The following is an 18,545-nucleotide window of genomic DNA, read 5'->3' on the forward strand; positions in this document are numbered from 1 at the left end:
GGGGGTGCGGAGCTGACGGACTGCCAGGTCAGGGCTGCGGTGTGCCCTGGAGCAGTCGCTGAAACAGCCCCCAGGTGAACTCGGCGACGTACGGCGCACCCGTCCCGGGGTCGGTGATGGCGAGCGCCCACCGGGTCGGTGCACTGCCCTCCATCGGGCGGGCCTGCGGGAAGGCCCGGGCGACCTCGTCGACGGTGCACGACCAGGGGTGCAGATCGTCGATCGTACGCAGCTCGGGGCCACTCGCCCCCGGGGCTCTGACCAGCCACTCGTTCCAAACGGCCCCGCCCGGTGCGACCATCACCTCGAACCGCAGCTCCGGCCAGAGCGGCACCGGCCAGAGCAGGGCGTCGCACTCCAGATCGCCGATCCGGCGGTGCACGGAGGACTCGGGTTCGCCCAGCACCGAGCGGTAGCGGCGCAACGAGCCGCGGCCGCGGGGCGCCCGCACCATCGCCTGCCAGCGGCGGTTGGCCTCTCGCATCTCGGCGAGCGAGGCGCTGAGTTCGTGCCGGGCGTCCTCGACGAGGCCGGGCTGGTGGTCTGCCATCCGGCGGAGCAGGACGAGCTGGAACTCGAGTGGGCCAAAAGGGGCGGCGGTCATGGAATAAACGTTTCCACACAGGATCCTCACGTGAGCGGCTTTCTCTGTTGTCCTATCGGCACTTAATCTGCGGGCGCCATGGATTACTGCCACCCGTGTCAGCGGCATCTCAACGGCGCCCTCGCCTGTGCCGGGTGCGGAACCCCCGTCGAGGCGCTGAGCCACTACGCCACGCCCGCCCTCTCCGGCCACGAACCGGACGCGGAGCGTGTGAAAGCCCTGCCGTCAGCGCCGGGCGGACGCCGCCGCCGGTCCCGCGGCGCTGCCGAGCCTGCCGCGGGCGGGCGTGGTGCGCGCGGCTCCGGGAGCAGGCGTGGGTCCGCGGATGCGCGCGCGTCGGGCGGATCGCGTCGGGCGCGCCGCGATGAGCGGGGCGGCATGGACGAGCGTGCCGCCGGGGACGAGCTTGATGAGCTTGTCGCCAGGGACGAGCTCGTCGCGAGGGATGCGCGTGGCGGCCGGGAACAACGAGGCGCCAGGGGGCAACGTGGCGGCCGGGGAGGTCGCGGCCGCCGTTCGCACCGCCGCCGTGGCCGTACCGCCCTGCTCGCCTTCCTCGGTGTCGTGCTCGCCGCCGGGGCGCTGAGCCTCGCCGAGCTGGCCATCGAACCGAACGGCGACGACGGAGCCTCGGACTACGTACGCGAGGCCACCGACGTCACGACCGCGCCGGCGCCGAAACCCTCGTCGAGCCACGACATCGACCGCCCCGCACCGGTGGACAGCCCCTCCACCGTCCCCGTCACCGACGCGCACACCTCCGGCACCGGCCCTCCGGGCACCGCCACCGGCACCGGCGGCGGTGCCCCCGGAGGTGCGGGCACCGCCCCGCCCGCGGCCACCACCACGCCCTCCGGCGGCGCCACGTCCTCCACGGATCCGTCGTCCGGACCGAGTCCCTCGGGATCGCCTCGCGACCCGTCGGGCACCCCGACCGGCCACCCGTCACACCCCCCGAACCCGCCCACGCCCACGCCCAGCCCGACCAAGAGCGAGTCGTGCTGGCTCATTATCTTCTGCTCCTGAGGGCTGCCCCGTGATCCCCGGTGGATCAGGGCGCTGCGTCGGATGCGGTGCATCGCAAGGCGGAGGGGCATCCTCACGCTGGGCGTATTCGGGCGTTTCGACAAGGCGGCGACGCGCCGTAGCTGTGGTCGTGCGCCCGCCAGCTGTGGTCGTGCGCCCGCCAGGGATCACCGGACAGCCCTTGGGCCTGCAGCTCTAGGACTCCGCGTCCACGCCCAGCATCCGTCGCAGCAGGTCCCGCAGCACCGCACGCTCCGCGTGCGACAGCTCGGCGAGCGGCTCGCGCGCGAAGCCGAGCGACTCGCGGAGCTCCAGCGCGGTCCGGGCACCCTTCTCCGTCGCGGCGGCCAGCTTCACCCGCCGGTCGGCCGGGTCGGGCCGACGCTCCACCAGGCCACGCGTCTCCAGCCGGTCGACGATCCCCGTGACGTTCGACGGCTCGCACTTCAGCTTCTGCGCGATCTTGCGCATCGGCGTCGGCTCCAGGGAGAGCAGCCCGAGGACCCGGGCCTGCGCGCCGGTGAGCGAGTGCGCGGCCGCGGCCCGGTCGTACTCCTCGTAGTAGCGCGCCACGACCGTGCCGATGAGCTCGACGACTTCGAGGGTCAGTGGGTCTGTTCGCGTGGTGGCCATGACACCCAGGATACCCAGTTACTTGACAATATGAAATATTCAGGAGCATGGTTGTTTCACGTCATGAAGCTTTTCTGCGACGCAACCCGGCGGACCGGACCCGGCGGGACCCGGCGGAACGCTTCCCCCACCCGTAGGACATCGAGGAGAACCCGAGCCCATGTCTGCAGCACTTCCCACGTCGAGCCGTGAATGGCACCTTGTCGCCCGCCCCCACGGCTGGCCGAAGGCCGAGGATTTCGCGCTGCGTGAGGCCCCGGTCACCGCTCCCGCCGAGGGCCGTGTCCTCGTCCGCAACCTGCACTTCTCGGTCGACCCGTACATGCGGGGCCGGATGAACGACGTGAAGTCGTACTCCCCGCCCTTCAAGCTGGATCACCCCATGGAAGGTGGCGCGGTCGGCGAGGTCATCGCCTCCGACGCCGAGGGGATCGCGGTCGGTGACCACGTCCTGCACGGTCTGGGCTGGCGCGAGTACGCCGACGTCCCGGCCCAGCACGCCGTCAAGGTCGACCCGGACCTCGCCCCGCTCTCCGCCTACCTCGGCGTGCTCGGCATGACCGGGCTCACCGCCTACGCGGGCCTCTTCGAGGTCGCGTCCTTCAAGGAGGGCGACGCCGTCTTCGTCTCCGGTGCCGCCGGTGCCGTCGGCAGTCAGGTCGGCCAGATGGCGAAACTCAGGGGCGCCTCGCGGGTCATCGGCTCGGCCGGATCCGACGAGAAGGTCAAGCTCCTCGTCGAGGAGTACGGCTTCGACGCCGCCTTCAACTACAAGAACGGCCCGGTTGCCGAGCAGCTGCGCCAGGCCGCCCCCGACGGCATCGACGTCTACTTCGACAACGTCGGCGGCGAGCACCTCGAAGCGGCGATCTCCTCGCTCCATGTGCACGGCCGCGCCACCATCTGCGGAATGATCGCCCAGTACAACGCGACCGAGCCCACCCCCGGCCCGCGCAACCTCGCGCTCGTCATCGGCAAGCGGCTGCGTCTGCAGGGCATGCTCGTCGGCGACCACGCCGCGCTCCAGCCGCAGTTCGTCCAGGAGGTCGCCGGCTGGCTGGCCTCCGGTGAGCTGAAGTACCGCGAGACCGTCGTCGAGGGCATCGAGAACGGCTTCGATGCGTTCCTCGGCCTGATGCGCGGCGAGAACACCGGAAAGATGATCGTTTCCGTCGGCTGACATCCGTTCGCCGTCACGGTTAGTCTCATCCGCAGGCCGTCGCGATCGTGGGCGCGAGTTGCGGCGCTACAGCAGAGGAAACCTCAGCATGGCCATACAGGACATAACCGTCGCGTACACCGCCGTCGCCACCGCGGAGAACGGCCGTGACGGCCGCGTCTCCTCCGACGACGGCAAGCTCGATGTCGTCGTCAACCCGCCGAAGGCGCTGGGCGGCAACGGTGCGGGCACCAACCCGGAGCAGCTCTTCGCGGCCGGCTACAGCGCCTGCTTCCAGGGCGCTCTCGGTGTGGTGGCCCGGCAGGAGAAGGCCGACATCTCCGGCTCCACCGTGACCGCTGCGGTCTCCATCGGCAAGACCGCCGAGGGCGGCTTCGGCCTGGAGGTCGCGATCTCCGCGACCATCCCGAACGTCGACACCGCCACTGCGCAGTCGCTCATCGAGAAGGCGCACCAGGTGTGCCCGTACTCGAACGCCACGCGCGGCAACATCAAGGTCGAGCTGTCGGTCGTCTGACCGTTCGCACCGCCTATACGTAAGTGAGGGTCGCGCCCCGCCGGGGTGCGGCCCTCACCTGCGTGCCGCCCTCAACCATGTTCGGTATGCCGGACGTTGTTCGGAATTCTCGTGCGCGCCATTGACGCGCAAGCGCTTCGATCCTACGGTCCGTTCGAAGCCGCGGGAGCAAGCGGTGCGGACCCTGCCCGGCTCTTCGGCCCATGCCCGGAATACCGAACACAGCGAGGACGTCATGACCCGCACCGCGCGCTTCACCCTCGACCCGGCGTTCACCGTCGGCGACGTCTCCCCCCGCCTCTTCGGCTCCTTCGTCGAGCACCTCGGCCGCTGCGTCTACGACGGCATCCACGAGCCGGGTCATCCGGCCGCCGACGAGGCAGGTCTGCGTACGGACGTCCTCGAACTGATCCGGGAGCTCGGCGTCACCGCCATCCGCTACCCCGGCGGCAACTTCGTCTCCGGCTACCGCTGGGAGGACGGCGTCGGTCCCGTCGACGAGCGGCCGCGCCGCCTCGACCTGGCCTGGCGCTCCACCGAGACGAACCGTTTCGGGCTCTCCGAGTACATCGCGTTCCTGAAGAAGATCGGCCCGCAGGCCGAGCCCATGATGGCCGTCAACCTCGGCACCCGCGGCGTCCGGGAAGCCATCGAGCTCCAGGAGTACGCCAACCACCCGGCCGGCACCGAACTCTCCGACCGCCGCATCGCGCACGGCGACAAGGACCCCTTCGGCATCGGACTGTGGTGCCTGGGCAATGAGATGGACGGCCCCTGGCAGACCGGCCACAAGACCGCCGAGGAGTACGGGCGGCTCGCCGCCGAGACGGCGCGGGCGATGCGGCAGATCGACCTGTCCGTCGAACTCGTCGCCTGCGGCTCGTCGAGCCGGTCCATGCCGACCTTCGCCGCCTGGGAGGCGACCGTGCTGGCCGAGACGTACGACCTCGTCGACTACGTCTCCCTCCACGCCTACTACGAGGAAACCGACGGCGACCGCGACTCGTTCCTCGCCTCCGCCGTGGACATGGAGTCCTTCATCGAGAGCGTCGTCGCCACCTGCGACCACATCGGGGCCCGGCTCAAATCGTCCAGGAGGATCAATCTCTCCTTCGACGAATGGAACGTCTGGTACATGAGCCGCAGCCAGAAGGCGGCCGAGGAGAACCCGCTCGACTGGCCCGAGGCACCGCGCCTGCTGGAGGACAACTACACGGTCACGGACGCCGTCGTCCTCGGCACCCTGCTCATCGCGCTGCTCCGCCACGCGGACCGGGTGACCGTCGCCTGCCTCGCCCAACTGGTCAATGTGATCGCCCCGATCATGACGGAGCCCGGCGGACCGGCCTGGAAACAGACCACGTTCTTCCCCTTCGCCCAGGCCGCGCAGCACGGGCGGGGCCGGGTCCTCGACGTACGGGTCGACTCACCCACGTACCGGACGGCGAAGTACGGCGAGACGGAGCTGCTGCACGCCACGGCGGTCCGTGATCCGGAGACCGGTGCGGTCACGGTCTTCGCGGTCAACCGCAGCCAGGACGAGGAGCTTCCGCTCGAAGTCGCCCTGCACGGCTTCGACCTGGCGAAGATCGCCGAACACCAGGTTCTCGCGGACAGCGACCCGGACGCCCGCAACACCCTCACCGATCCGGACCGCGTCACCCCGCATCCGGCGCAGGACACGACGCTCGATGGTGCGGTGCTGAGGGCGACACTGGAACCCATGTCCTGGAACATGATCCGCCTGACCTGACCTGACCTGACCTGACCTGACCTGACCTGACCTGACCTGACCTGACCTGACCGCGGACGGATCCGACCGCCCGGAGATCGAGAACGGAACATCCCGGGAAGTCCGGCCCGCCCCCAACTCCCCGGCCGACACGACCCCTGCCACCCCCGTTACGCTGACGCCATGCGCGATCTCGGGGTGGGTTTCAGCTATTTGATCAAGGGGCAACGCTGGGTCGGCCGGCACGGACGCTGGTTCGGCTTCGGCCTGATCCCCGGCCTCATCACGCTCGTCGTCTACGCGGCAGCGCTCGTCGGCCTCGGCTACGGCGCCGACGACTTCGTGGCCTGGGCGACCCCGTTCGCCGACGGCTGGTCCTCGCCCTGGCTCGGCCTGCTCCGGGTCACGCTCACCGCGCTGGTCTTCGCCCTCGGACTGTTCCTCGCCGTGATCACGTTCACCGCCGTGACGCTGCTGGTCGGCCAGCCGTTCTACGAGTCGCTCTCCGAGCAGGTGGACCGGTCGGAGGGCGGCGACGTCCCCGAGTCAGGCCTGCCGCTCTGGCGCGAACTGTGGATCTCCGCCCGTGACAGCCTCCGCATTCTCCTGCGCGTCTCGCTGTACGCCGTACTGCTCTTCGCCCTCGGGTTCGTCCCGGTCGTCGGCCAGACCGTGGTCCCGGCGATCGGTTTCTGCGTCACCGGCTACTTCCTCGCCGAGGAGCTCACCGCGGTCGCGCTCCAGCGCCGCGGCCTGGTCCTGGCGGACCGGCTCGTCCTGCTCCGCGGCCGCCGCATGCTGACCCTCGGCTTCGGAGTACCGCTGGGACTCGCTTTCCTGGTCCCGTTCGTCGCGGTGTTCCTGATGCCGGGCGCCGTCGCCGGAGCCACCCTGCTCGCGCGGGACCTGACGGCGCCGCCCGCCGACGGCGAGGACGTGGCCCCTTCCCCGTACACCCTCAACAAGGGCTGAGGACCGAGGAGACCCCGAGCCATGACCGAGATCGTCGCCGTCGCCGTCATCACCGTCCTCGCCGTCATCAGCCCGGGCGCCGACTTCGCGATGGTCGTGCGCAACAGCTACCTCTACGGCCGTACGACCGGACTCCTCGCGGCCACCGGGGTCGCCGCGGGCGTCCTCGTCCATGTCACGTACACGATGCTCGGCGTCGGGCTGCTGATCGCGTCCTCGACCGCCCTGTTCACCGCGATCAAGCTGGCCGGCGCGGCGTATCTCGTCTACATCGGCGTACGGACGTTCTTCGCCCGCAACGATCTCGTCGTCGACCTGGAGTCGAAGCCGGCCCTGACCCGGCTCGGGGCTCTGCGCACCGGCTTCCTGACCAACGCGCTGAACCCCAAGACCACACTCTTCGTCGTGTCGACCTTCACTCAGGTCGTCGGAGAGGACACCGGCCTGTGGCAGCAGGCCGGCTACGGGCTCTTCATGTCCGCCGCCCACCTCGGCTGGTTCGCACTGGTCGCGCTGTTCTTCTCGCACGAGCAGCTGCGCACCGCGATGCTGCGGTGGCAGAAGGTCCTCAACCGCGGCATCGGTTCGGTGCTCATCGGGCTGGGCGTCACGCTGGGCCTCGCCCGCTGAGCGACGCCCTCCGCACACCGGTCAGCCGCTGTGCACGTCGGGTCCGTCCGCGGCGTCCGAGGGCTCCGGCCGCAACAGTCGCAGAAAGTCCAAGAGCCCCGGAGCGGTACCCGACCCCGCTCCGGGGCTCTTCCCCTGCCCGTCGTCCGCCGCGTCAGCGCACCGAGAACCCGTACACCGTCGTCGACACGTACTCCTCGCCCGGTCGCAGCACCGTGCTCGGGAACTCCGGCCGGTTCGGCGAGTCCGGGAAGTGCTGCGTCTCCAGTGCGATCCCGTGACAGGGCCCGTACGGCTGCCCGTCGAAGTGGTCGGCGGTGTACAGCTGCAGCCCCGGCTCGGTCGTCGTGACGGTCAGGACACGCCCCGACACGGGGTCGCACAGCTCGGCCACCGGACCGTCGGCGGCGGCGTCCAGAACGAAGTTGTGGTCGTACCCGCCACCGACGGTCTTCGTCTCCCGGAAGTCGAACCGGGTCCCGTCCACCGGCAGGAACTCACCCGTCGGCAGCGACTCGGCGTCCGTCGGCGTGATCCGCCCTGCCGCGATCCGCAGCGTGTGGCCGACCGCGCTGCCGCTGTCGGCGCCGGCCAGGTTCCAGTACGTGTGATTGGTCAGGTTCAGCACGGTCGGCGCGTCCGTCGTCGCCCGGTACGCGATGCGCAGTGCCCCGTCCTCGTCCAGGGTGTACGCGGCCGAGACCGCCAGCCGTCCCGGGAAGCCCTCCTCGCCGTCCTCCGCGACCAGGGAGAGCTCCACACCGTCGGTGAGCTCCCGCGCCTCCCACACACGCCTGTCGAAGCCACGGGCCCCGCCGTGCACATGGTTGCGACCCTCGTTCCGGGTCACCCGGTGGGTCTGCCCGTCGAGTACGAAGGAGCCGCGCGCGATCCGGTTCGCGTACCGCCCGACCAGCGCCCCGAAATACGGACCGGAGGGCCTCTCGTACGCCGCGAGATCCGGCAGCCCGAGCGCCACCGGGGACCGTACGCCGTCCCGCCCGGGCACCTCGACCGACTGCACGACGCCGCCGTACGTCAGGACGCGTACGCGCGTGCCGGCCCGTTCCAGCGTCCAGCGGTGGACGGCGGTACCGTCCGCGAGGGTGCCGAAGACTTCCGTGCGTATCGCCGTGCTCAAACCCGTGTCCATGATCACGGACCTTAGACCACGTGGCTGTGCTACGCCGGGGGCTTCCGCGCCGTGACATTGCGGTACGCGATCTCCGCCAGCCGGGCCTGTCCGTTGCGCCCCGGATGGAACCAGTCCCACTGGCTGAGCTGCTTGCCGGTGAACCGGTATCCGAAGACCGCACCGCCGTCGTACCGGCAGCGCAGATCCCTTGCGCACACGTCCTGCAGCACCTTGTTGTAGGCCACGACCCGCTTCTGCACCGAGGCGCGGCGTGCCACGGCCGCGGCACTCATGTCGTCCGCCTCGCCCAGCATCGACCTGCAGATCCCCAGCTTCCAGATCTGCTTGCCCAGTGCGTTGCCGCGCCCCGTCGACCAGAGGCGCTTGAGATCCGGCACGCTCGACACGTAGACCTGCGTCTTCGGCGCCCTGCTGCGCAGCTGACGCATCGACGCCTTGAACGACGCCAGGAAGTCCGCCACCGGCGTCATCATCTCCGCCGAGTCCCGGCAGGCGTCATTGGCGCCGATCATCACCGTCACCAGATCCGGCTTCTGCTCCGCAGCGAGGGCCATCTGCTCCGGCAGCTGGGCGATCCGGGCGCCTGTCTCGGCGTGGTTCCAGCTGTGCGCGGCCGCGCGCGATGTGCCGAGCAGCCGCACCGCGAGGCTCCGGACCCCACTGTCCGTGCCGGTCGCCCAGGACACCTCCGGGCAGTCGGTCAGCACCGAACAGGCGTCGAACCCCCGTGTGATGGAGTCCCCGACGGCGGCGACCGACTCGGGACTGCGGTCCCAGACGGGGGCATGCGCAGCGGAGGGGCGGTGCTTCGCGGCGGCCGCCCCCTTCGTCGTCGCGTCCTGCCCGGCGTCACAGCCGGTCAGCGCGGCCGCGGCGATGACCGGAAGCACCGTCAGCACGGTGGCAGCGGTGCGCGAGCGGTGACTTGCGAAACGATTCTGCATCCCTCGTGCCCTCCCGTTTATGCCCCCGGCAACCCCTTATAGCCCCAGGCAGCAGGCCCGGGCGCCCTGCCGGGTGAATGCTGAGCGAATCATGGGCCCAGGACCGACGGTACGTCATACCTCGGGCGCCGCCGCACGGTAGCTTTTCCCCGTCGAACCAGTGCCACGTTCCGCCACCCGGCTCCGATTGGGTGGTATCGGAAAATCACATCACGTCACATACTGTCCCTTTTCAGGAGATTCACTCCCGATGCTGTTTACTGATGACAACCTCGGGAGCCGGCCAGGAAGAGGCGGTACGGGCGCGAGGCCGCTGGGGAAGGCGAACCTCGTCCCACACTGGAGGTCCCGGTGACGACACGTGGAGTTCTGTACGTTCACTCCGCACCGCGCGCGCTCTGCCCACATGTCGAATGGGCGGTGGCGGGTGTCCTCGGTGCGCGGGTCCAGCTCGACTGGATCAGACAGCCGGCCGCGCCCGGCACCTGGCGGTCCGAGTTCTCCTGGAAGGGCGCCGCGGGAACCGCGTCGAAGCTTGCCTCCGCGCTGCGCGGCTGGGATCTGCTGCGCTTCGAAGTGACGGCGGAGCCGTGCGCCACGGCAGAGGGCGAGCGCTACAGCTCCACGCCCGAATTGGGCATCTTCCACGCGGTCACCGGCATGCACGGCGACATCCTGGTGCCGGAGGACCGGCTGCGGGCTGCGCTGGCGCGGTCGGTGCGCGGGGAGACGGATCTGGAGGCGGAGATCGCCAAACTCCTCGGCAAGCCGTGGGACGACGAGTTGGAGTCCTTCCGCCACGCAGGAGAGGGCGCCCCGGTCCGCTGGCTCCACCAGGTGGTGTGAGGGGGCGCCTGCGGCGGGCCTGTTCCCCCGGCCGCCCCTTCCCGGACCGGGACCCCGCGCCGCGAACGCCGGCGAGGCCGAGAACCGAGCGGACGAAGCTCGCCTCCCCGGTCGAACGGGGAGGCGGGCTTCGTCGTACAGCTTGGGTGGTGGGGATCAGACGCTGCGGAACGCCAGCACCACGTTGTGTCCCCCGAACCCGAACGAGTTGTTGATCGCGGCGATCGACCCCTCCGGCAGCGGTCGCGGCTCATCGCGCACGATGTCCGCCTCCACCGCCTCGTCGAGGTTCTCCACGTTGATCGTCGGCGGAGCCATCCGGTGGTGCAGCGCCAGAACCGTCGCGACGGTCTCGATGCCGCCCGCGCCACCGAGCAGGTGACCGGTCATCGACTTCGTCGCGGAGATCGCGACATGGTCGAGGTCGTCGCCCAGAACCTTGCGCAGAGCCTTCAGCTCCGCGACATCGCCCTGCGGCGTCGACGTGGCGTGCGCGTTGAGGTGCACGACCTCCGACGGCTTGAGATCTGTCTGGTCCAGCAGATTCTGCATGGCGGCTGCGATCCCGCGACCGGTCGGCTCGGGCTGGGCGATGTGGTGGGCGTCCGCGGACAGGCCCTGGCCCAGCACCTCGCAGTAGACCTTGGCGCCACGCGCGGCCGCGTGCTCCGCGGACTCCAGGACGACGACACCGGCACCCTCGCCGAGCACGAAGCCGTCACGGCCCGTGTCGTACGGACGCGACGCCTTCTGGGGCTCGTCGTTGTTCTTGGACATCGCCATCATGTTGGCGAACGCCGCGATCGGCAGCGGGTGGATGGCCGCCTCGGTGCCACCGGCGAGGACCACATCGGCACGGCCGGTGCGGATCATCTCGACGGCGTACCCGATGGCCTCGGCACCCGACGCACAGGCGGAGACCGGGGTGTGGACACCGGCCTGCGCGTTGACCTCCAGGCCGACGTTGGCGGCCGGGCCGTTGGGCATGAGCATGGGCACGGTGTGCGGGGAGACGCGGCGTACGCCCTTCTCCTTCAGCACGTCGTACTGGTCGAGCAGGGTGATCACGCCACCGATGCCGGAGGCGATGACAGAGCCGAGCCGCTCGGGCTGGATCGCGTCGTCCTCACCGGCCTTGCCGGTGAAGCCGGCGTCCGCCCATGCCTCGCGGGCCGCGATCAGCGCGAACTGCGCCGACCGGTCCAGCTTGCGGGCGAGCGGGCGGGGCAGTACGTCGCCCGGGTCGACGGCCGCGAGGGCAGCGATCCGGACGGGCAGTTCGGCGAAACGTTCGCCCTCGAGAGGTTTGACGCCGGAACGACCGGCCATCAGACCTTCCCAGGTCGACGCGGAGTCGCCACCCAGCGGAGTGGTTGCGCCGATACCGGTGACGACCACGGTGCGATTGGTCGAGTTCACTGGAAAATCTTCTCCACGTGTAGAGGGTCGTGAATCAGCGGCGCCACCGCCGGGTGGCGACACACGAGCCGGCTGGATCAGGCCTGGTGCTTCAGGATGTAGTCGGCAGCGTCGCCGACCGTCTTGAGGTTCTTGACGTCCTCGTCGGGGATCTTCACGTCGAAGCGCTCTTCGGCGGCGACGACGACCTCGACCATGGACAGCGAGTCGACGTCCAGGTCGTCGGTGAAGGACTTGTCCAGCTGGACGTCCTCGACCGGGATACCGGCGATCTCGTTGACGATCTCGGCGAGACCGTTGACGATCTCTTCCTGGGTGGCGGCCATGTTGGCGCTCCTTCGATGTATTTCAGCAGGGTTCGGACGTCCGGACCGGAAGGTCCGGTGTGCCTAGGGGAGAGTAACGACCGTCGCGGCGTAGACGAGACCCGCCCCGAAGCCGATGACGAGCGCGGTGTCGCCGCTCTTCGCCTGACCGGTCGCCAGAAGCCGCTCCATAGCGAGCGGAATCGAGGCGGCGGAGGTGTTGCCGGTGGTCTCCACGTCGCGGGCGACCGTGACGTGTTCCGGCAGCTTCAGGGTCTTCACCATCGAATCGATGATCCGCATGTTGGCCTGGTGCGGGATGAAGACGTCCAGGTCTTCCGGGGCGATCCCGGCCGCGTCCAGCGCCTGCTGGGCGACCTTCGCCATCTCGAAGACGGCCCAGCGGAAGACCGCCTGACCCTCCTGCGTGATGGCCGGGAACTTCTCGGGACGCTCGGCGTGGAACTCGTCCCACGCCACGGTCTGCTTGATCGTCTCGGACTTGTCGCCCTCGGAGCCCCAGACCGTCGGGCCTATGGCGGGCACATTGGAGGGGCCGACGATGACCGCGCCTGCGCCGTCGCCGAACAGGAAGGCCGTTGCCCGGTCCTCCAGGTCGGTCAGGTCGCTGAGCCGCTCCACGCCGATGACCAGCACGTACTCGGCCGAGCCCTCGACGATCATGCCCTTGGCGAGGGTCAGGCCGTAGCCGAAGCCCGCGCAGCCGGCGGAGATGTCGAAGGCGGCGGGCCTGCCCGCGCCGACCTTGTGGGCGATCTCGGTCGCGACGGCCGGGGTCTGCTTGAAGTGCGAGACGGTGGAGACGACGACCGCGCCGATCTGCTCGGGCGTGATCCCGGCGTCGGCGATCGCCTTCCCGGCCGCCTCGACGGACATCGCGGCCACGGTCTCCTCCTCGGAGGCCCAGTGGCGGGTGGCGATGCCGGACCGGGAGCGGATCCACTCGTCGGACGAGTCGATCTTCTCGAGAATCACCTCGTTGGGCACGACACGGGTCGGGCGGTAGCCGCCGACACCCATGATCCGTGCGTACGCGGCGCCCTGGCTGGGCTTGATCTTCGACATGCTCTCGGGCTCCTTAGGCGTCTGCGTGCTCGGAAATGAGCGCGCGGGCCGCGTCGAGGTCGTCGGGGGTCTTCAGCGCGAGGGTCTGTACCCCGGGCAGTGCGCGCTTGGCGAGACCGGTGAGGGTCCCGCCCGGGCAGGCCTCGATGAGCGCGGTGACGCCCAGCGCCTTGAAGGTCTCCATGCACAGGTCCCAGCGGACCGGGTTGGCGACCTGGCCTACCAGCCGCGAGATGACCTCGTCGCCCGTGGCGACCGTCTTTCCATCGGCGTTCGAGACATATGTCACGGTCGGATCGGCGACCGTCAGTGACGCGGCGGCCTCGCGGAGCCGGTCGACCGCGGGGGCCATGTGGTGCGTGTGGAAGGCACCGGCGACCTTGAGGGGCACCACGCGGCGCACGCCCTCGGGCATGTCCTTGGTCAGCGCGGCAATCTGCGCGGCGGTGCCGGCGGCGACGATCTGGCCGCCCCCGTTGACGTTCGCCGGGGTCAGCCCGAGCATCTCCAGGTGCGGGACCGTCACGTCGGGGTCGCCGCCGAGCAGCGCCGCCATACCGGTCTCGGTGACCGCTGCGGCGTCGGCCATGGCGAGCCCACGGGTGCGTACGAGACGGAGCGCGGCCTCGTCGTCGAGAACGCCCGCGAGAGCTGCTGCGGTGATCTCACCGACGCTGTGACCTGCGACGACAGCAGGCGAAACGGCCAGTGCGGAGGCGGACAGCAGACCCGCGGCGACCAGCAGCGGCTGCGCCACCGCGGTGTCGCGGATCTCGTCCGCATCGGCCTTCGTGCCGTAGTGGGCAAGGTCGAGCCCGATGGCGTCGGACCAGGCCGCGATGCGGTCGGAGGCACCGGGGAGGTCGAGCCAGGGAGTCAGGAAGCCGGGCGTCTGAGCGCCTTGGCCGGGAGCGACGAGTACGAGCACCCTCACACTCTCTCTTGTGAACGGTCCGGAACACCCGTGGGGACAGGGACGAAGAACCGTAGGGGGAATTGTTGATGTCCGACAAAAGTCTAGGACTGGGGATCTCTGTCGGCCAGACGCCCCAGAATCAGGGCGATGCGCAGAGTGAACGCGGAGCGGACATCAGAAGGCGACCATCCGGTGACGTCCGTCACACGTCGGAGCCGGTAGCGCACGGTGTTGGGGTGGACGAACAACATCCGGGCGGCGCCCTCCAGGCTGCTCGCCTGTTCCAGATACACGCTCAGCGTTTCCAACAGCGCGGAGCCCGCCTCTTCGAGCGGTCTGTAGATCTCCTCCACCAGTTGGTCACGCGCGGCAGGGTCGCCCGCCATGGCGCGCTCCGGCAGCAGATCGTCGGCCAGGACCGGCCGCGGGGCGTCCTGCCAGGCGCTGCACGCCTTGAGCCCGGCGGCGGCGGCCTGCGCGGACCGGGTGGCCGCCAGCAGGTCCGACACCACCGGTCCGGCCACGACGGGACCGGCCGCGTACGGGCCGATCAGGGCCTTCGCGACATGCAGCGGGTTGTCGCTGCCACCCGCGATCACGACCAGCCGGTTGCCGAGCACCCCGGTCAGCACCTGGAGCTTGGCGTGCCGGGCGGCCCGCCGGATCGCCTCGACGGTCAGTTCGCTGTCGCCGTCGGGGGCCGTACCGAGGACCACGCAGACATGTTCGGGGGAGTTCCAGCCGAGTGCGGCGGCGCGGGACACGGCGCCCTCGTCGGCCTCGCCGGACAGCACCGCGTTCACCACGAGTGATTCGAGCCGGGCATCCCAGGCGCCGCGCGCCTCGGCGGCCTGCGCGTACACCTGCGCGGTCGCGAAGGCGATCTCCCGCGCGTAGACGAGCAGCGCCTCGCGCAGCACCGACTCGTCGCCGGGCGCGGCGACCTCCTCGATGGCGGCCTCCATCACCTCGATCGTCGTCCGCACCATCTCGACGGTCTGGCGCAGCGTGATCGCCCGGGTCAGCTCGCGCGGGGCCGTACCGAACACATCGGTGGAGATGGCCTGCGGGGTCTCCGGGTGGCGGAACCACTCGGTGAAGGCGGCGATTCCGGCCTGGGCCACCAGGCCGATCCAGGACCGGTTCTCCGGTGGCATCGCCCGGTACCACGGCAGCGACTCGTCCATGCGGGCGATCGCATTCGCGGCCAGCCGGCCGGAGGACTGCTCCAGTCGCTTCAGGGTCGCGGCATGCAGGTGGGCGTCATTCGCAGCGGGCTGCTCAGGATCGGATCGGGGCACGGACACAAGACTGCCTTATCGGACCACGGGCGCGGAGGGCCGGGGCGGCCGCGGGTCGTACTGTCGAGTAGTGGGTGGCCGGTTTCCGACCGGGACACGGCTGGTCCCCGACCAGGATCCGGCCGTCCCGGACCGGGACACAGGGACGCCCGGCCGGGCTACCGTGGACCCGTGATTTCCGTACAGCGCGCGGACGACCGGTATACGGGCGGCGACGAGACCGCGGGCATCCTGTCCCGGCATGCCTTCTCCTTCGGCTCCTTCTACGACCCGGACAACCTGCGCTTCGGCGCGATCCTGGCCTGCAACGAGGAACGGCTGGCGCCCGGTGCGGGCTTCGACGAACACCCGCACAGCCACACGGAGATCGTCACCTGGGTCGTCGAGGGCGAGCTCACCCACCGCGACTCGGCCGGTCACGCCACGGTCGTACGGGCCGGGGACGTCCAGCACCTCAGCTCGGCGGCCGGGGTACGCCACGTCGAGCGCAACGACGGGCACCTACCGCTGACGTTCCTTCAGATGTGGCTGGCGCCGCTCGAACCGGGCGGCGAACCCTCGTACACGACCGTCCCCGGCATCGCCGACTCCACCCCGTACGCCCTCCCGGAAGCCGGAGCGATGCTGCATGTGCGCAGGCTGGCCGCCGGGGAGCGCACGGCGGTGCCGGACGCGGCGCGGGCGTATGTGCACGTGATCGACGGCGAGGTGCGGCTCGACGGCGAGACGCTCGGTCCGGGGGACGCGGCGCGGATCAGCGGGGCGGAGGGGCTGGAGCTGGTGGCCGAGGTGCCGGCGCAGGTACTGGTGTGGGAGCTGTCGGCCTGAGCGAGGCCTGCCTCGGCCGGAGCCGGCTGAGAGCACTACCCCGCTGAACGCACGAGCTCCGCCAGCACCGCGTCCGTGAACGGCGGCCAGACGTCGGCCGTCCACGGGCCGAAGGCCCGGTCGGTCAGGGCGATGCACGCCGCACCCGCGGCCGGGTCGATCCACAGGAACGTTCCCGACTGCCCGAAGTGCCCGAAGGTCGCGGGTGACGAGGAACTGCCCGTCCAGTGCGGCGACTTGTGGTCCCGGATCTCGAAGCCGAGCCCCCAGTCGTTGGGGTTCTGGCGGCCGTAACCCGGCAGGACGCCCTTCAGGCCGGGGTGTACGACGGTCTGCGCGGCCAGCACCGTACGCGGATCGAGCAGCCGTGGGGCCTGCACCTCCGCCGCGAACCGCACCAGGTCGTCGACGGTCGAGACGCCGTCCCGGGCGGGCGAGCCGTCCATCGTCGTCGATGCCATGCCCAGCGGCTCGAGGACCGCCTGGCGCACATACTCGGGGAACGGGATGTCGGTGGCCTTGGCGATGTGGTCGCCGAGTACTTCGAAGCCCGCGTTGGAGTAGAGCCGCCGGGTGCCGGGAGCGGCCGTCACCCGGTGTTCGTCGAAGGCGAGCCCGCTGGTGTGCGCGAGCAGATGCCGGACGGTGGAACCCTCGGGTCCGGCCGGTTCGTCGAGCTCCACCGCGCCTTCCTCGAACGCCACGAGCGCGGCATAGGCGGCGATCGGCTTGGTGACGGAGGCCAGCGGGAATCGGTGTGCGGTCGGCCCGTGACTGCCGACGACAGTGCCGTCCGCTCGTACGACGGCGGCCGCCGCGGTGGGGACGGGCCAGTTCTCGATCATCGCCAGGCTCTGCATGACTACGAGACTAAGACCTGCCGCCGAACGCTCGTCATCCGGCCGGTGGCCGGAAAACCTGTCGCCGATGGCGCTTGCTTCGAGTGCACTCCAAGGTTCTAGCGTGGAGGTCATGACGGTGATGGAGAGCACTACCGCGACGACCGACGCCTGTGCATCGGCTCCACGGGCGCATCCACGCCCCGAGGGCCAGGACCGCTACACCATCAGCGAGGTCGCAGCCTTCACCGGGCTCACCGCGCACACCCTGCGCTGGTACGAGCGGATCGGCCTGATGCCGCACGTCGACCGGTCGCACACCGGCCAGCGCCGGTTCACCAATCGCGACCTGGACTGGCTGGCCTTCGTGGGCAAGCTGCGGCTGACCGGGATGCCGGTCGCCCACATGGTCAGGTACGCGGAGCTGCTGCGCGAGGGCGAGCACACCTTCGAGGAGCGGCAGGAGCTGCTGGAGGCGACCCGCCGCGATGTGAGGACGCGGATCGCGGAGCTCCAGGACACCCTCGCCGTCCTCGATTACAAGATCGACTTTTATGCGGGCGCCCGGCGGGCGTCGGAAAGGCCTTGATTCTGATGACCGACAACAAGATCGCAACTGTGGAGCTCGGCAACGGCGGCCCGCAGGTGGGCGTGCAGGGGCTCGGCTGCATGGGCATGAGCGAGTTCTACGGGGACACCGACGAAGCCGCTGCCCGGGACACCCTGGAGGCCGCACTGGAGGCGGGCGTCACACTCTTCGACACCGCGGACATCTACGGCAGCGGTGCCAACGAGACGTTCCTCGCCCCGTTCGTCGGGGCGCACCGGGACGAGATCACGCTCGCCACGAAGTTCGCCATCGAGCGCAAGGACGACGACCCGCAATACCGGGCGGTGCGCAACGAACCGGCGTACATCCGCCAGGCCGTCGAGGACAGCCTGCGCCGACTGAACACCGACGTCATCGACCTGTACTACATGCACCGCCGCGACCCCTCCGTGCCGCTGGCCGAGTCCGTCGGCGCAATGGCCGAGCTCGTGCAGCAGGGCAAGGTCAAGCAGCTCGGGCTGAGCGAGGTGACCGGTGCGGAGCTGCGCGAGGCGTACGCCGTGCACCCGATCGCCGCCCTGCAGTCGGAGTGGTCGCTCTTCAGCCGGGACGTCGAGCGCAGCGCCGTGCCTGCGGCGGTCGAACTCGGGGTGACCGTCGTGCCCTACTCGCCGCTCGGCCGCGGCTTCCTGACCGGGGCGTTCGCCGACGCCGCCAAGGACCTGTCCAAGACCGACTTCCGCCAGTACCAGCCCCGCTTCACCGGCGACAACGCGAAGACGAACGCCGCCCTTCTGGAACCCGTCCACAAGATCGCGGCGGCGCACGGGGCGACGGCCGCGCAAGTGGCGCTCGCCTGGGTGCAGCAGCGTGCCGAGGTGCACGGTCTGACCGTGGTCCCGATCCCCGGCACCCGCAAGCGCAGCCGGCTGGTGGAGAACGTCGGGGCGACCCGGCTCACCCTCACGCCGGAGGAGCTGGCCGTGCTGGAGCCGATCGCCGGCCAGGTGGCGGGCGACCGCTACCCGGACATGAGCTCGACGTCGGCGGCGCGCGAGTAG

General features: G+C 70.2%; 20 protein-coding genes. 10 read left to right on the top strand and 10 right to left on the bottom strand.

The window, feature by feature from the left end; genetic code table 11:
- Nucleotides 1-28: 28 nt before the first annotated feature.
- On the bottom strand, nucleotides 29-604 hold the full coding sequence (locus ACIA8E_RS07725) for a hypothetical protein (RefSeq protein WP_399295600.1): 576 nt from the start codon (nucleotides 602-604) through the stop codon (nucleotides 29-31).
- A gap of 378 nt (nucleotides 605-982) precedes the next feature.
- Here ACIA8E_RS07725 and ACIA8E_RS07730 point away from each other — a divergent pair, with 378 nt between their 5' ends.
- Complete coding sequence (locus tag ACIA8E_RS07730) at nucleotides 983-1,630, top strand: hypothetical protein (RefSeq protein ID WP_399295602.1); 648 nt, start codon at nucleotides 983-985, stop codon at nucleotides 1,628-1,630.
- A 195-nt stretch (nucleotides 1,631-1,825) separates the two neighbouring features.
- Here the strand turns inward: ACIA8E_RS07730 and ACIA8E_RS07735 are convergent, their stop codons facing one another.
- Nucleotides 1,826-2,263, bottom strand: a complete 438-nt coding sequence (locus ACIA8E_RS07735; RefSeq protein WP_399295604.1) for a MarR family winged helix-turn-helix transcriptional regulator — start codon at nucleotides 2,261-2,263, stop codon at nucleotides 1,826-1,828.
- 160 nt (nucleotides 2,264-2,423) lie between these two features.
- Between ACIA8E_RS07735 and ACIA8E_RS07740 the strand changes: the two genes are divergently transcribed.
- The 5 genes from ACIA8E_RS07740 to ACIA8E_RS07760 all read left to right on the top strand — a co-directional run bounded on the left by ACIA8E_RS07740 (nucleotide 2,424) and on the right by ACIA8E_RS07760 (nucleotide 7,294).
- Nucleotides 2,424-3,443: an NADP-dependent oxidoreductase gene (locus ACIA8E_RS07740; RefSeq protein ID WP_399295606.1), complete on the top strand. Its 1,020-nt coding sequence runs from the start codon at nucleotides 2,424-2,426 to the stop codon at nucleotides 3,441-3,443.
- Between the two features lie 88 nt (nucleotides 3,444-3,531).
- Nucleotides 3,532-3,960 carry an organic hydroperoxide resistance protein gene (locus ACIA8E_RS07745; protein WP_399295608.1) on the top strand — a complete coding sequence of 143 codons (429 nt, stop codon included), beginning with the start codon at nucleotides 3,532-3,534 and terminating at the stop codon, nucleotides 3,958-3,960.
- 235 nt (nucleotides 3,961-4,195) lie between these two features.
- On the top strand, nucleotides 4,196-5,713 hold the full coding sequence (locus tag ACIA8E_RS07750) for an alpha-N-arabinofuranosidase (RefSeq protein WP_399295610.1): 1,518 nt from the start codon (nucleotides 4,196-4,198) through the stop codon (nucleotides 5,711-5,713).
- A 162-nt stretch (nucleotides 5,714-5,875) separates the two neighbouring features.
- On the top strand, nucleotides 5,876-6,664 hold the full coding sequence (locus tag ACIA8E_RS07755; RefSeq protein WP_399295612.1) for an EI24 domain-containing protein: 789 nt from the start codon (nucleotides 5,876-5,878) through the stop codon (nucleotides 6,662-6,664).
- A 21-nt stretch (nucleotides 6,665-6,685) separates the two neighbouring features.
- Nucleotides 6,686-7,294, top strand: a complete 609-nt coding sequence (locus ACIA8E_RS07760) for a LysE family translocator (protein ID WP_399295614.1) — start codon at nucleotides 6,686-6,688, stop codon at nucleotides 7,292-7,294.
- Between the two features lie 154 nt (nucleotides 7,295-7,448).
- Here the strand turns inward: ACIA8E_RS07760 and ACIA8E_RS07765 are convergent, their stop codons facing one another.
- On the bottom strand, nucleotides 7,449-8,447 hold the full coding sequence (locus ACIA8E_RS07765; protein ID WP_399295616.1) for an aldose epimerase family protein: 999 nt from the start codon (nucleotides 8,445-8,447) through the stop codon (nucleotides 7,449-7,451).
- Nucleotides 8,448-8,476: 29 nt separating this feature from the next.
- Nucleotides 8,477-9,394 carry an SGNH/GDSL hydrolase family protein gene (locus ACIA8E_RS07770; protein ID WP_399295618.1) on the bottom strand — a complete coding sequence of 306 codons (918 nt, stop codon included), beginning with the start codon at nucleotides 9,392-9,394 and terminating at the stop codon, nucleotides 8,477-8,479.
- Between the two features lie 351 nt (nucleotides 9,395-9,745).
- On the opposite strand from ACIA8E_RS07770, the gene ACIA8E_RS07775 reads away from it, so the two are divergent.
- Nucleotides 9,746-10,240 (top strand): DUF3145 domain-containing protein, encoded by a 495-nt coding sequence (locus tag ACIA8E_RS07775; RefSeq protein WP_030970308.1) that lies wholly within the window; start codon nucleotides 9,746-9,748, stop codon nucleotides 10,238-10,240.
- Between the two features lie 156 nt (nucleotides 10,241-10,396).
- Here ACIA8E_RS07775 and fabF read toward each other — a convergent pair whose 3' ends face one another.
- The 5 genes from fabF to ACIA8E_RS07800 all read right to left on the bottom strand — a co-directional run bounded on the left by fabF (nucleotide 10,397) and on the right by ACIA8E_RS07800 (nucleotide 15,267).
- A complete protein-coding gene (gene fabF, locus ACIA8E_RS07780; protein WP_030925891.1) occupies nucleotides 10,397-11,659 on the bottom strand; it encodes a beta-ketoacyl-ACP synthase II in 1,263 nt (420 codons plus the stop codon).
- 77 nt (nucleotides 11,660-11,736) lie between these two features.
- Nucleotides 11,737-11,985: an acyl carrier protein gene (locus ACIA8E_RS07785; protein WP_030925892.1), complete on the bottom strand. Its 249-nt coding sequence runs from the start codon at nucleotides 11,983-11,985 to the stop codon at nucleotides 11,737-11,739.
- Between the two features lie 63 nt (nucleotides 11,986-12,048).
- The gene (locus ACIA8E_RS07790; RefSeq protein ID WP_399295621.1) at nucleotides 12,049-13,050 is read right to left on the bottom strand and encodes a ketoacyl-ACP synthase III; all 1,002 of its coding nucleotides are present in this window, start codon (nucleotides 13,048-13,050) and stop codon (nucleotides 12,049-12,051) included.
- Nucleotides 13,051-13,063: 13 nt separating this feature from the next.
- Entirely contained in the window at nucleotides 13,064-13,978 is a 915-nt protein-coding gene (locus ACIA8E_RS07795) for an ACP S-malonyltransferase (protein ID WP_399295623.1), read from the bottom strand.
- A gap of 89 nt (nucleotides 13,979-14,067) precedes the next feature.
- Nucleotides 14,068-15,267, bottom strand: a complete 1,200-nt coding sequence (locus ACIA8E_RS07800) for a CdaR family transcriptional regulator (RefSeq protein WP_267005324.1) — start codon at nucleotides 15,265-15,267, stop codon at nucleotides 14,068-14,070.
- A gap of 171 nt (nucleotides 15,268-15,438) precedes the next feature.
- Between ACIA8E_RS07800 and ACIA8E_RS07805 the strand changes: the two genes are divergently transcribed.
- Nucleotides 15,439-16,095, top strand: coding sequence for a pirin family protein (locus tag ACIA8E_RS07805; RefSeq protein WP_399295625.1), 657 nt, complete (start codon nucleotides 15,439-15,441; stop codon nucleotides 16,093-16,095).
- 35 nt (nucleotides 16,096-16,130) lie between these two features.
- Here ACIA8E_RS07805 and ACIA8E_RS07810 read toward each other — a convergent pair whose 3' ends face one another.
- Nucleotides 16,131-16,955 (bottom strand): serine hydrolase domain-containing protein, encoded by an 825-nt coding sequence (locus ACIA8E_RS07810; protein WP_399295627.1) that lies wholly within the window; start codon nucleotides 16,953-16,955, stop codon nucleotides 16,131-16,133.
- Between the two features lie 112 nt (nucleotides 16,956-17,067).
- Here ACIA8E_RS07810 and ACIA8E_RS07815 point away from each other — a divergent pair, with 112 nt between their 5' ends.
- On the top strand, nucleotides 17,068-17,523 hold the full coding sequence (locus ACIA8E_RS07815) for a MerR family transcriptional regulator (RefSeq protein WP_376509094.1): 456 nt from the start codon (nucleotides 17,068-17,070) through the stop codon (nucleotides 17,521-17,523).
- A gap of 5 nt (nucleotides 17,524-17,528) precedes the next feature.
- Nucleotides 17,529-18,545 carry an aldo/keto reductase gene (locus ACIA8E_RS07820; protein WP_399295629.1) on the top strand — a complete coding sequence of 339 codons (1,017 nt, stop codon included), beginning with the start codon at nucleotides 17,529-17,531 and terminating at the stop codon, nucleotides 18,543-18,545.

The sequence above is a fragment of the Streptomyces sp. NPDC051664 genome (genome assembly GCF_044453545.1).
In the GTDB taxonomy this organism is placed as follows: Bacteria; Actinomycetota; Actinomycetes; order Streptomycetales; family Streptomycetaceae; genus Streptomyces.

Excerpts from the sequence above, each read along its gene's own strand:
- ACIA8E_RS07785 (WP_030925892.1), bottom strand. The coding sequence starts at position 11,985 with ATGGCCGCCACCCAGGAAGAGATCGTCAACGGTCTCGCCGAGATCGTC.
- ACIA8E_RS07730 (WP_399295602.1), top strand. The coding sequence starts at position 983 with ATGGACGAGCGTGCCGCCGGGGACGAGCTTGATGAGCTTGTCGCCAGG.
- ACIA8E_RS07820 (WP_399295629.1), top strand. The coding sequence starts at position 17,529 with ATGACCGACAACAAGATCGCAACTGTGGAGCTCGGCAACGGCGGCCCG.
- ACIA8E_RS07790 (WP_399295621.1), bottom strand. The coding sequence starts at position 13,050 with ATGTCGAAGATCAAGCCCAGCCAGGGCGCCGCGTACGCACGGATCATG.
- ACIA8E_RS07815 (WP_376509094.1), top strand. The coding sequence starts at position 17,068 with ATGACGGTGATGGAGAGCACTACCGCGACGACCGACGCCTGTGCATCG.
- ACIA8E_RS07735 (WP_399295604.1), bottom strand. The coding sequence starts at position 2,263 with ATGGCCACCACGCGAACAGACCCACTGACCCTCGAAGTCGTCGAGCTC.
- ACIA8E_RS07770 (WP_399295618.1), bottom strand. The coding sequence starts at position 9,394 with ATGCAGAATCGTTTCGCAAGTCACCGCTCGCGCACCGCTGCCACCGTG.
- ACIA8E_RS07725 (WP_399295600.1), bottom strand. The coding sequence starts at position 604 with ATGACCGCCGCCCCTTTTGGCCCACTCGAGTTCCAGCTCGTCCTGCTC.
- ACIA8E_RS07760 (WP_399295614.1), top strand. The coding sequence starts at position 6,686 with ATGACCGAGATCGTCGCCGTCGCCGTCATCACCGTCCTCGCCGTCATC.
- ACIA8E_RS07740 (WP_399295606.1), top strand. The coding sequence starts at position 2,424 with ATGTCTGCAGCACTTCCCACGTCGAGCCGTGAATGGCACCTTGTCGCC.
- ACIA8E_RS07755 (WP_399295612.1), top strand. The coding sequence starts at position 5,876 with ATGCGCGATCTCGGGGTGGGTTTCAGCTATTTGATCAAGGGGCAACGC.
- ACIA8E_RS07765 (WP_399295616.1), bottom strand. The coding sequence starts at position 8,447 with ATGGACACGGGTTTGAGCACGGCGATACGCACGGAAGTCTTCGGCACC.
- ACIA8E_RS07810 (WP_399295627.1), bottom strand. The coding sequence starts at position 16,955 with ATGCAGAGCCTGGCGATGATCGAGAACTGGCCCGTCCCCACCGCGGCG.
- ACIA8E_RS07750 (WP_399295610.1), top strand. The coding sequence starts at position 4,196 with ATGACCCGCACCGCGCGCTTCACCCTCGACCCGGCGTTCACCGTCGGC.
- ACIA8E_RS07745 (WP_399295608.1), top strand. The coding sequence starts at position 3,532 with ATGGCCATACAGGACATAACCGTCGCGTACACCGCCGTCGCCACCGCG.